Source organism: Staphylococcus sp. 2S1, from assembly GCF_046721335.1.
GTDB lineage: Bacteria > Bacillota > Bacilli > Staphylococcales > Staphylococcaceae > Staphylococcus > Staphylococcus equorum_A.
The window spans coordinates 1-13,017 of record NZ_JBEUUJ010000002.1; the positions used below are offsets into that span (position 1 = coordinate 1).

Here is a 13,017-nt window from a genome sequence, read left to right on the forward strand (position 1 = left end):
TTGTCAGAACAAAAAGTCATCACTTCTTTAATATGTCATGCGCCCATTGCTTTAACGTCTGCTAGACTCAGAATTGATGATAAAGGTAAACCGTATAATTATGACAAATCATTATACGAAGGCGCCCATATAACTACAGTACCTAAAATAGGTGAGTTGTTCATGTTAATATCTGGGTACCCTAAAATAAAAAATAAAAAGACGCGGTTACACTATTACGTAGATAAAAAGTTAATTTCCTATAATTTCAATGTTAAAACAACAAAAAACTTTACAAAATCGCTTGTTGTATATGATAAAACCAGAAAATTATTAACTGGTAATGGACCACAAGCTATAGATGATCAAACAGATAAACTGAAGGAAATTTTACCTAAATAATTAAAAGACCAGGTTTAGGAGTGGAAAAATGAAGAAAAGAGAAGTCAGCATGACAGAATTATTTTTCGATTTAATATTTGTTTATATTTTATCTACTATTAATCAGACTGCAGAAGGCATTTCACATAATTTAATGTCTTTAGAAGAACTAGGAAAAAGCTTCATGCTTTTTCTCGTCTTTTTCTCTATATGGGTTTACCGTACACTTTTAGTTAATAGGTTCTTCAATCAAAAATGGTATCAATACATCTTTGTGTTTATAGATATGTATTTAATCGTTATATTGTCTAAAGCTATAAATAGCGATTTTCAACAAACATTTCTTCCATTTGTTTTAATGTCAGCCTTGGTATATCTAAGTATTTTTATACAATACTTCATTAATTATAAATTTACCAATGCGAAAGTAGATATGAAATTGGTTAAAGTTTATATGATTGGTTTATTATTAACAATTATTCTTTCTATAATATCTATAATGTTGCCATCACCGATTAATTTTAGGGTGTATTTTATAGGAATTTTTATCGTAGCAGTCTTTCCGCTACTCTTTTATAAGACTTCATATCGTAACCCTATATTCTTTAACCATTTGACTGAACGATTAAGCTTATTAGTGATTTTATTATTTGGTGAAGGCCTAGTTTTATTAATACAAAATATTGAATTGACCCGCTTAAATATTTTATATGCATTATGTTTCGCCTTTATTACGTGTTTATTTGTTATATATGTTCATCACTATAAATCAACAGATAAAAACACAACAAACAAAACAGGATTCACAACAATTTATGTACATTTATTATTAATATTTTCATTAGATATGATGTTTTTAATTATGAATAAACTGTTATCTCATGAACATCTGAATACATCTGAAATATATGGATTCATACTATTCTTAGTTTTATTTATAGTCAGTATATTAACAAATATAGGCTTACATAAGGAGAAAGCATAAATTGCTCTTTACACTTTTCTTTTTATAGTTCTTTAACTTTATAGAAAAAAATTACGCGTGAGATATTATATTAAAATAAACTGCAAAAATCCTTCAGTTATAGCTGAAGGATTTTTACAATTTATTAGAGAAACTTTATGCAATAGAAAATGATATCCTCAATTTTATATTGAGAGATTTTGTATCACAAACAATCGTTTTAAAATTTGTATGAATTAAAGTCTTTAAATTAAAAATACCCCATAAATGAATGTGGAGTATTAAAATGAATTATCTTTCGTAGGTTTTATTCTAAATTAGCATGATTTTGTTGCATTGCTTCTTCATCAACTTTTAACTCAGTTATTAAGTCTAAAACAATACTATCTAAAAACACTTGTGATGCTTGTTCAAACAGGCTACCTAAGGGCTGTGCTGAACCTTCAGCATCATATTTCGTCCCTGCCGGTAATTCAATCACTGCATTTGCAAGTTCACCTATCGCTGAAGCCGGATTTGTCGACAATAATACAACTTCTGCACCTACAGCTTTAGCTTTATCTGCTAATAATCTTAAATGCTCTGTCGAACCTGACCCAGAGATAATAACAAACAAATCATTTTCAGTAATAGACGGGGTCGTAGACTCACCCACAACATGCGCGTATTTGCCTAATTGATTTAAACGCATTGCAAAACTATTTGCTACAAAACCAGAGCGACCTTTTCCCGCAACAAATATTTGATTCGCTTCAATCACTTGTGTTAAAAACGTTTTTGCTTCACTATCTTTAACGTGTGATAGTGTATGGTCTAATTCATCTAATATTAAGCGATAATTTGTAATTTCAGTCATATTATCTGCCTTCAATCGCATCTCTACATTGTTTAGCGGCTTCAACTGGATCGTCTGCGTTAGCAATACCACCACCAACTACAACCAAGTCTGGTTCTTCTGCTACAACTTCTTTAATTGTATCTGGTTTAATACCACCAATAACAGCTACTTTAGAATTAGAAATAACTGATTTAACTTTACGTAAACTTTCTAAAGGAGATTGACCTTCAGCTTGTAAGTCATAACCAGTATGCACAGCGATATAGTCTGCGCCTAAATCGTCTAATTCTTTAGCACGTTTTTCTAAATCTTGGACTGCAATCATATCTACTAACAGTTCTTTACCACTTTTATGTGCTTCTTCAACTGCCGCTTTAATTGATGCATCTTCAGCAACACCTAAAATTGTTATTACGTCTGCACCAAATTTAACTGCTTGGCTTACTTCATAGTCTGCAAGCATCCATAATTTTTAAGTCTGCAAGTACTTTTACGCCTTCTATATTATCATTTAAATGTTGAACCGCTGGTAAACCTTCATTAATAACGATTGGTGTACCAATTTCTACGATATCTACATAATCTTTAACTTTATTCGCAAGTTTTGTCGCTTCCTCTTTATTCAATAAATCAATTGCTAGTTGTAATTCCATATGTTATTACCTCCTATATATTATGTATTCATTATGGTATAATAAATTCGAAAATACAATACTGACAAATATGTCACTGAGGAGAAGAAATTGTTAATAGAATACAATAATAAATTATTTTACACTTCTAAAGATTTAGCTTTATCAGTAATTGGTGGTAGGTGGAAAATCCCTATTATTTACCATTTATTACAATCAGAAGTACTTAGGTTGAGTGAATTAGAAAAAAAATTACCAGATATTAATCAAAGAATGTTAATTAGACAATTAAGAGAGCTTGAAAAGGATATGATAATAAAAAGAACTATATATCCAGTAGTCCCTCCAAAAGTTGAATATCGATTAACTAGTGTTGGTTTGTCTCTCGACAATGTGGTCTATGGTATTTGTGAATGGGGAGATGAATATTTGAAATTAATTAACAATGAAAATTAGTTAATTTTTTTAAAAGAAGAAAAATTGAACCGAACTTTATATAATCTCTTTCAGGAATATTGATATGTTTTTATATGGACTAGTAGATCGATATAAATAGAGAACGACTCAAAGACATAGAAATACGCTCTAAACATACAAAATATTTTTTCTGATATTAATAGTGTATATAGGGTCATTAGATTCTATATTTAAAAAAGCGAAGTATAATTAATAATTATACTTCGCTTTAAGTTAATCTTAATAATGATTACTTATATTTTTGTCAAACCATGCTTTTGCAAGCAGTTTAACTGCTGCTTTTATTTGTTCTATGGACAGTACTGCAAAGCCAAGGAGGACGGTTTGGCCATCATTTTCCCCGTATTCAGAAACAGAATTTACTTTTATACCAAATTTTGTCTGCTTGATCAATAGCCTCTTGTTCCGTCATACCATTATTTAAACGTAGGGTTAAATGCAAACCAGAGTCTTGGCCTATAACTTCAACACTTTCTGGGAAATATTTTGAAATAGCTGTAATTAAAACATCTCTTTTTTTCGATAAACCACTTTCATTTTTTGAATATGTTTTTCCCAATGTCCTCTATTTAAAAATTCTTTTAAGATATTTTGGTCTATGCGAGAGACTGTTTGAGCATAAAAGAAAAAGTCTTCTTGATAAATCTTGATTAGAGAAATTGGTAAAACCATATAACTAATACGCAGAGAAGGTAATAGCAATTTGGAGAAAGTACCCATATAAATCACATTTTCTCCGGTATCTAACCCTTGAAGCGCAGGTACTGGTTTACCACTATATCGAAATTCACTATCATAATCATCTTCAATAATATAACGGTCTTTTTGCTCTTTTGCCCATTTCAATATTTGTAAGCGTTTTGAAACCGGCATAATCATACCACTAGGAAACTGATGGGACGGCGTCACAATCGCTACATCTGCATCAGATTTACTTAAATGGGAAACAAGCATACCTTCTGAATCGATTGGAACCAATTCTACTTGATTTGCTTCTTTTTCAAACAACATCATTTTCCTATGATAGCCAGGGTCTTCAACAGCAAATTTGCTCCTTGGTAATAATAGAAAAAGTATCTTCATTAAAGTTTGTGTGCCAGATCCGATAACAATTTGACTTGGATAACATTTTACTCCTCTTGCTTCGTAAATATAATCCGCAATCGCTCTTCGTAAATATAGCTCTCCTTGAGGATGGCCTAACTGTAATATTTGTTTGTTATCACTTTGAAATATTTCATTTATCAACTTTCTATAAAGGTTAAAAGGAAAAGATTCTGTATCAACACCAGTATATGCAAAATCATAGATATAACCATCGTTTTTATTTATTTTTTCCTCCACATACTGGGGATTTTGATGATTTATATTAAAATTCTCTTCCTCAATATCGCAAACATAATATCCTTTTCTAGGAAGTGACTTTAAGTAGCCTTCAGCAACTAATTGTCCATAGGCAGATTCAACAGTATTCTGACTAACGCAAAGATGCTTGGGAAAGTTTTCGTTTTGAAGGCAACTTCATTCCAGGTAATAGACTCCCTTTTTTTATCTCCTGTTTAATATACGAATATAATTGGATATAAATCGGATCTTTGCCTTGAATATCAAAACTCGGTGTTAACTGCAACATTAAATCTGGCCCCCTCTACTAATAAAATACTGGCACTTATAAAAGAGTCAGATATTCACTATAATACCTCAATAGTACAGTTTTTACATCATAGAAATATAAAGCAACAACTATGGAGGGTTAAAATGAATCAACAAAATCAACATATAGGATTTATTATGATTATTAGCGGAGCAACTCTTTGGGGCCTATCGGGTCCTATGATACAGTGGCTTTTTCAACATTCCACCATTTCATCCATAGATTTTCTTGTTTTTCGCTTACTATTAGCTGGAATTTTTCTTCTCTTGTATCTTTCCTTTTCAAAAAAACAAATCTTTGAAATTTGGAAGTACTCAGGTCATAGAATTCAACTCATATTATTTGGCGCTATTGGTATGCTCGGTGCTCAATACTTTTTTATCGAGGCAATCAATGTAAGCAATGCTGTCACGGCTATGTTGTTTCAGTTTTTTGCTCCAATCCTTATTACAATTTATGTATCTATACAAATCAAACAGCTACCGACTGCCAGACAATTTATTTCTATAATTATAGCTTTAATAGGGCTCTATTTTTTAATCACAAATGGTTCATATCAAAACATTCTTCTAACCAAACAGGGTATTATCTTTGGAATTCTTACAATGTTAGGTTTTACATTTTATACTATACAACCGGTTTCTTTAATCAAAAAATGGGGCGTCATTCTTGTGGTTGGATGGGGAATGTTAATCGCAGGTGTACTTTCCTTTTTACTAAATTTAAATTTTAGTATTCAAAGTTTTATTGAAGACTTAACAATCACAACAACTATTATGTTATTGGGTGTGATTATAAGTGGAACTCTTTCATTTCTTCTTTATATCGGAAGTTTAAAGTATTTATCCCCATCTGAAACAAGCATTTTATCCAGTATAGAACCTCTCGTTGCCATTATCATTTCAATTACTTGGTTGAATGAATCCTTTGGATACTATCAACTAGTAGGCGGACTATTTATTATTATAGCTGTCGTTGCTTTAACTACACCGAAAAAAGTAAATATGAAAATTAAACAAATTTTTCAAAAATTTTAAGCTATAAAGTAGTATAAAAAAGACACTTCTTTAAAAGAAGTGTCTTAATCATTTCAAAACATGCTCGTTAACGAACGTTTTATATTCCTGGTTAAATTATTAGTTAGATATAAACGATGGTTATTTAGACAATATTTAATCTAACGTCTGATAGGCATGGATTATATAATTATATTTCTTAACTTTATAAAAATAATAATTGACATAACTATTCGTATTTTGGATGAGTTACTTTTAATAATTCAATAATATCCTCTGCAGGTATTCCCATATTATAAAAAATGTACGCTTTATGTAACTGAAGAACATAGTTCATTTGATAACATTTGTATTTTCTTTATGGATTATTATCTCGTAAAGGAAATAAACAAAGAATAAAAATATTTCTACATTGTCTTTTAATTAAACTTTTCAAATTTAATTTTTGTCTCAATATCGATTTTGAATAGGTCGTTATCAGAACCTAAATGAACATCTTCTGTTATATGATTTTTATGTATTAATTTATTCACTTAATTTATAGTTATAAAGAGATGAATTAAAAAGACTCCTTTTAAATAAGGAGTCTTTTAACTGATATAAAATAACAGTTATCTAAATCAAAAAAATCGGTTTTCAATCACTACTTAAATTTCGATTTCTACCATGGTTTAAGTAGAATATTATAACCTAATTTATTCGTTTCTTAAAATTGCAATATCAATATGTCGTATCACATTTTATTTATTAATATAGCCCTTTTAACTCGTTACTTGTATCAATAAATATATTTTTAACTTGTTGATAATTACTTAAGGCTTCTTTATATGTTTCTCGGCCAATACCTGATTTTTTATAACCACCAAACGGCGCGCCTTCTGGTACTTGGTTATATGTGTTAATCCAAATGCGACCTGTTTTTACAGCTTTCGCAATATTCAACGCACGTGTAATATCTTGAGAGAATACGCCTCCTGCTAAACCATACTCAGAATCATTAGCAATTTTAATTGCTTCTTCGTCATCTTTTACTTTTATAATTGTTAAAACAGGACCAAAAATTTCTTCTTGCGCTAATTTATCAGCATTATCTTTAACAGCGATTAATGTTGGTTCTAGAAAGTAACCACTTTCTAAACCATCGTTAGTAATACGTTTACCTCCTGTGAGAATTTCAGCATTAGATTGTTCTGCATAAGTAATATAAGATTGGATTTTTTCCATCTGTTCTTGGCTTGTTTGACTACCCATTTGTGTGTTTTCATCCAATGGATCGCCTACTTTAATATTTGAAAAGGCTTCTTTTAGACGTGAAATTAACTTACTCTAGTAGTACTTTTTTAAAAATGTCTTTTCAAAATTCATGAGCTGATACATAAATTTTTCAAAATCTTCTCTAACAAAACAACTTAACAAAAGTAACTTTATTTCTTTTGTTAAGTTTATTTTCATTTCTTTTAATAAGCGTTCTCCATTATGCGTCAAACTCACTAATTTAGTACGTTTATCATTCGAATAAACTCGTTGCACATAACCTTTGCTTTCTAACTTCTTAACACGTTTTGATGCGACTGTCTTATAAGTACGTTGCTTATTTGCTAAGTAGTTAATCGATACTTTTTCATTATGCTGAATAAAATACATTGTTTCTATTTGTTCATAAGATAAGTAACGACCTGGTTCCAATTCTTTAACCATGTTAGTAATTGCTTTATTAATATTCGCTGTAGCATCATAGAATTGGTTAATTATTATTTCTAAGTTTCCCTCTTTATGCTCCATATTAACCTTCCTTACTAAACTATCGTTTTTCAACCATCATTTATTTTTTAAAAATTAAATATTACTTATTATAAGCATAATAACTTTATTCCATTACATCACTTTCTTCAGCTTTTTCAGTTGCTTTTCTCATCAGTGGATCAGTAATTGGTTTAAAGATAACACCAATTAATAAAAATCCTATACCAAATAATGAAAGTATCACTAATTTTTTAGTTAAAATTTCAGGTACAGGTCCTCCAACTGCTTCTCTTAAAGCATCTATTGAATAAGAGAAAGGTAAATAAGGGTGAATGACTTGGAAGAACTCTGGTGTAACTTGGATAGGGAAGGTTCCTCCACCACCTGCTATTTGTAGTACAAGGAAGATGATTGCAATTGCTTTCCCTGGATTTCCTAACAATGACACTAAAGTATATACAATTGAAATAAATACAAGTGATGAGAATACTGATATAGCAATAAACCATACAACAGATTCAACTTGCGCTTTCAGTATCACTATATCTCCAATTGATACGATGAGTGCTTGGATAATACCCAACGTGTAGAACAACCCACTCTTTCCTAGATAAATTTCTCTTGTCGTTAGATGTGGCTCTAATGATTTATGTTTATTATCTGTCGTTAATAAACTTACCAGTAATAAAGCTCCTACCCATATTGCTAATGCTGTGTAAAATGGTGTGCTTGCTGAACCGTAGTCTTTCACAGGAAATATGTCTTTTTGATCTATATTAATTGGATTTGCGATTACATTAGCTTGTTTTTTCAAATCATTTTTCAATAGGTCTACCATTTTATCCACTGCATCGTCGTCTTCAATCTCATCAAATAGTTTGTTCGCTTTAGCCAAATCTTTTTCAACATCTGGTAATTGATTACGTGCAAAATCTGCCAAATTGTGCAAGCTTTCTTTTGCACGTGGTTGATTTGTATCTAAAATATCTACCAAATTATCATAGCGATTAAACAGTGTAGGTATTGTATTGTTCACAGTTGCTGTTGTATCAGATAATTGTTGTTCTAAACCTGGCAAGTCATTTTCAATAAATGATGCTTGCGTTAGAAACACTTTGTTTAAATTGTGGATAATAATTTTGAGCAATAGACATTGCATCCATATATCTTTGTTCAATGACTGGTAGTGCACTTTGAATCGTCTCAATTCTATCCTTACCAGTAGTTAAAATACTTTCTCCTGAATTTATAACTTGATCAATTGTGTTTAATTTCGATTGAACAGTTGATAGTTTTATATCGCCGTCATCTAATAATGACATCACATCATTAGATACATCTAATAATTTTTGGTTTAGTTCTGACTTAATATAGTTTCTTAAATCATCTAAGCTACTATTCACGCGTGGAATTTCTTTAAGTAATTCTACTGCTTCTTCTTTACCAGAACTTCCATTCGAAAGTGCTTCACTAAGTTGATTTTGTGTCTTAATTAAATTATTAATTCTATTATTTGCTGATTCTAATTCCTTAATCTCATCAGAAAGATCTACATTTTCTCTATCTTCAAGCTCTGATAATATATCTATAAATTTTTGATTGGACTTACTTGTTACTTCAAGTCTAGATTTAATATTATCTAAAGTTTCTTTGAAATCTTTTGGCTTATCTGTAGATATAATACCGTAAGTGACATTTTTTAGCGCATTAATATCTTCTTGACTACTTTCCGCTTGTTTGTCGGTATAATTGGATAAAGATAATAATGATTTTGATAGTGAAGATTCCATTGCGCTTACATCTTCACTACTTATTGCTGTTCCATTTTGATTATTTCCAGCATTGTCGCTATTACCATTACTTATTTGCGAAGTTTTAATATTTGAATAACTATCTGACCCTTTAGAACTTTGTTGCTCAGTTTCAACATTTTCTTGTAATCGATTATTAGCATTTTGATTTGCTTCCTGTGCATTATCAACGACTTTTTGATAGCCTTCGACACGCTGTTGCACTGCAGGTAAATATCCTTGCGCTTCATTCAGGCTTTGTAGCCCTGCGTCAACCCCTGCGCTTGCAAGGTCTACACCACGATTAATTTTTGGAAAAGCTTCTGGTACATCATTAGATGCAACATTCAAGGCATTTTCAATATTTGGCATGTAGTCATTTAATGCCAATATCAATTTAGCTCGCTCATTTAATGTCGGAATGGCCGCATTAACTTGGTTTAATTTATCTGCAAGCATCTATAACTTCACCTTTATGATTTCCTAACGCTCTAAATTCATCAGCATAATTGTCAATTTCATCCTGATTTTCATCTAAATATATTATTTTATCAGCAAAATCATTAATTTTGGGTATAGAATCATTAGCTTTAGATACTGCATCTTCAATTTTATTTATGGTTGGAATTTCTTCCTCAAGTTTCACGCCAAGTCGATTTGCTTCATCTAATAATGCTTTTGTTACTGTCTCATTAAATTGTTCATTTGCTTTTTGAACAATGGCACTCGTCCCCGCATTTGTCATTTTAGGCGCAATCGCATTAAGTTTTTGATTCACTTTGTATTCTACGTCTGCTTGCTGTGGGTTTTTTCGAAGTGTGCCGGTAATTTGGTGTGTAAACTTCTCTGGTATGTAAATGGCCGCGTAATAATCGCCCATCTTCAAATCATGATCGGCTTTTTTTCGACTTACAAATTGCCAATCAAAGTTATCATCTTTCTTTAGTTTATTGGTAATTTTATTGCCCACGTTCACATTTTTATCTTTAACTGTATCTCCCTTATCCTCATTTACAACAGCCACTTTAATATTTTTAGTATTACCGTATGGATCCCATGTCGCTTCTAAGTTAAACCAAGCATAAAAAGAAGGAAGAAGTGCTAAACCTCCTAAAATCACTAAAACAGCAGGCGTCTTAGCAATCTTTTTCAAATCCATTATAAATAATTTTATTGCGTTCTTCATTTATACACCTCTAAAACTGTATCTATTGATTTTTCTTACATAAATTTAAAATTACTATTTGTTAATTTCATATAAGTTGATATACTGAATGCATTAACGAAGTCTATCCATTTTTAGTTGATACGTATCAACCAAATCTAAGTCTGTTTATAGTGTACCAAGACAAACCATAGTTTGTACATAGCAAAGTAATATATTTTAGAAAAGAGGTATTTTCATGAAGCAACAAAAATTATTAGTCTGTTTGCTTTCAACTTCTTTACTTATTCCATCATTTTCTATCAACGATGTTAGTGCCGAATCTTTAGAAAAAAGTGCCACAACTTCTGAATCAAATGACGTGTATAAGGAAAAAGATGAGGAGCAAGCTAAGCAATCACATTCATCAAAAAATGGAAATGATGAAAAGAATAAATCTAGTGATGAAAAGGAAAATAGTGAACGCAAGAGTAAGTTAAATAGTACAAAAGATGAAAGGACTACAGAAGATATTAATAATAAAAGACATAAAACTTCTGATAATGAATCATCCAACGAAAAAATACTGAGTTCATTTGAAAATTCATTTAATGATTCATCGTCTTATGATAGTTTGAATGTTTTCAAGCGAGAACCTTTTAAGAGTGACAATGATGGGCTATCTGAATTACTAAATCAACTGTTCTCTAATAATAAAACGAAACAAACTTCTACTATAGAGAATAACGATGTACAAAACGAGGAGAATGACAGTCAAAATGATGATACATCTATAGATCAAATAAATCCAAATACGACATATTCGGATGATAGTGACGAATCAAATACTAACAATTTAGAAAAAAATAGTGATAAGGGTTCAGATAAGGGTTCACTACAAGATGACATTGATGATGTACAGTCATCTGAGAAGTCAGAGAACGATGATATAGATAATAAGACTGAATCAAACAAACTTCCAGTTGATAAAAATCAAAAAAAGATGATGGTGAGTCAAAACAATCCTCCCAACAAGATCGATCTTATGAAGAAGCAAATAATGATGCTCGATGATCTAGACAACAAAGATAATGACACACCTGCTACTGAAAACGATAATGCCAACAGCGATAACGAAAATGCTGATAAATCAGATACAAAATCTGACGATAAAGTATTAGATGCAATTTTAGACGAGTATAGTGAAGATGCTAAAAATAATAAAAAACAATATGATGCTCAAAAAGATGATTTATCAAATGGAAATAGTAAAAGTAGGGAAAATAATTCTGAGAAACAGGCGTCGAATACAAATGCTAACCCTCAATTACCTTCTGAATCACAATTAGCTAAAAAAGAAAAGCCAGCTCAATCATTTGAAAACGACATAAACCAATCAAACATCAGATCTACTGCAACTTTCCAACAATTGCCAAATTTATCGGATGATAATAACAATTCTAACGATATAACAATTACTGAAAGTAAAAATACACGAGATTTTATTAAAACAGTTGCACAAGACGCTCACGACATAGGTCAAGATGAAGATATTTATGCATCTGTTATGATTGCCCAAGCCATATTAGAATCTGACTCAGGCACTAGTGATCTTGCTAGTTCACCACATTTCAATTTATTTGGAATAAAAGGAGCTTATGAAGGTCAGTCGGCTACATTTAATACACTCGAAGATAATGGCAACCATACGTTCCAAATTTCAGCAAACTTCCGCGACTATCCAAGCAAAAAAGAATCATTGGAAGATTATGCCAATTTAATCAAACATGGCATCGATGGTAACCAGGACATTTATAAACCAACATGGAAAAGTGAAGCTTATAGTTACCGTTCAGCAACAATGCATTTGGCTACCACATACGCGACTGATTCACAATACGCCGACAAATTAAATAGTATTATCAACCACTATGACTTAACACAGTTTGATAATAAAAAAATGCCTGATTTAGATAACTACAAAGCGAACAACGATGATTATGATTCAGCTTTCAAACCATTTTCAGAAACAACAAATGACTCTCCTTATCCTCATGGGCAATGTACATGGTATGTTTATAATCGCATGGCACAGTTCGACAAATATGTGAGTGGTGATTTAGGCGACGCACGAAACTGGAATAATCGAGCAGAAAGAAAAGATTATGCTGTTTCTTCAACACCAAAAGCTCACACTGCCGTTGTATTTGAGGCAGGTCAACAAGGGGCAGACCAGATCTACGGTCATGTAGCTTTTGTAGAAAAAGTTAACGATGATGGTTCTATCGTTATATCAGAATCAAACATTAAAGGACTTGGTATCGTTTCTTATAGAACAATTGATGCAGATGCTCGCAACTGAATTGAGTTACATTACAGGTAATAACTAGTAAATTTAA

At 31.2% G+C, this 13,017-nt stretch carries 7 protein-coding genes and 4 pseudogenes; 5 read left to right on the plus strand and 6 right to left on the minus strand.

What is annotated here, in order from left to right:
• Together ABLV90_RS00110 and ABLV90_RS00115 are read left to right on the plus strand one after the other, a co-directional pair.
• Positions 1-381 (plus strand): hypothetical protein (locus tag ABLV90_RS00110; RefSeq protein WP_460871908.1); only part of this gene is annotated, 381 nt, incomplete at its 5' end.
• Positions 382-409: 28 nt separating this feature from the next.
• Positions 410-1,345 carry a low temperature requirement protein A gene (locus tag ABLV90_RS00115; RefSeq protein WP_057511682.1) on the plus strand — a complete coding sequence of 312 codons (936 nt, stop codon included), beginning with the start codon at positions 410-412 and terminating at the stop codon, positions 1,343-1,345.
• 286 nt (positions 1,346-1,631) lie between these two features.
• Here the strand turns inward: ABLV90_RS00115 and hxlB are convergent, their stop codons facing one another.
• Entirely contained in the window at positions 1,632-2,180 is a 549-nt protein-coding gene (gene hxlB / locus ABLV90_RS00120) for a 6-phospho-3-hexuloisomerase (RefSeq protein ID WP_107523618.1), read from the minus strand.
• Between the two features lies 1 nt (position 2,181).
• Positions 2,182-2,815: pseudogene (gene hxlA, locus ABLV90_RS00125) on the minus strand (3-hexulose-6-phosphate synthase).
• Positions 2,816-2,905: 90 nt separating this feature from the next.
• On the opposite strand from hxlA, the gene ABLV90_RS00130 reads away from it, so the two are divergent.
• Positions 2,906-3,250, plus strand: a complete 345-nt coding sequence (locus ABLV90_RS00130; protein ID WP_002508649.1) for a winged helix-turn-helix transcriptional regulator — start codon at positions 2,906-2,908, stop codon at positions 3,248-3,250.
• A 240-nt stretch (positions 3,251-3,490) separates the two neighbouring features.
• Here ABLV90_RS00130 and ABLV90_RS00135 read toward each other — a convergent pair.
• Positions 3,491-4,904 (minus strand): annotated as a pseudogene (locus ABLV90_RS00135) (PLP-dependent aminotransferase family protein).
• A 125-nt stretch (positions 4,905-5,029) separates the two neighbouring features.
• Here ABLV90_RS00135 and ABLV90_RS00140 point away from each other — a divergent pair.
• The gene (locus ABLV90_RS00140) at positions 5,030-5,962 is read left to right on the plus strand and encodes a DMT family transporter (RefSeq protein ID WP_460871909.1); all 933 of its coding nucleotides are present in this window, start codon (positions 5,030-5,032) and stop codon (positions 5,960-5,962) included.
• A 726-nt stretch (positions 5,963-6,688) separates the two neighbouring features.
• Here the strand turns inward: ABLV90_RS00140 and ABLV90_RS00145 are convergent.
• From ABLV90_RS00145 to ABLV90_RS00155, 3 genes and pseudogenes are all read right to left on the minus strand, one after another.
• Positions 6,689-7,264 (minus strand): annotated as a pseudogene (locus tag ABLV90_RS00145) (aldehyde dehydrogenase family protein); the annotation flags it as partial.
• A 3-nt stretch (positions 7,265-7,267) separates the two neighbouring features.
• A complete protein-coding gene (locus ABLV90_RS00150; RefSeq protein WP_460871910.1) occupies positions 7,268-7,723 on the minus strand; it encodes a MarR family winged helix-turn-helix transcriptional regulator in 456 nt (151 codons plus the stop codon).
• Positions 7,724-7,808: 85 nt separating this feature from the next.
• Positions 7,809-10,660 (minus strand): annotated as a pseudogene (locus ABLV90_RS00155) (YhgE/Pip family protein).
• A gap of 217 nt (positions 10,661-10,877) precedes the next feature.
• Between ABLV90_RS00155 and ABLV90_RS00160 the strand changes: the two are divergent.
• A complete protein-coding gene (locus ABLV90_RS00160; RefSeq protein WP_460871911.1) occupies positions 10,878-12,980 on the plus strand; it encodes an amidase domain-containing protein in 2,103 nt (700 codons plus the stop codon).
• Positions 12,981-13,017 lie beyond the last annotated feature (37 nt).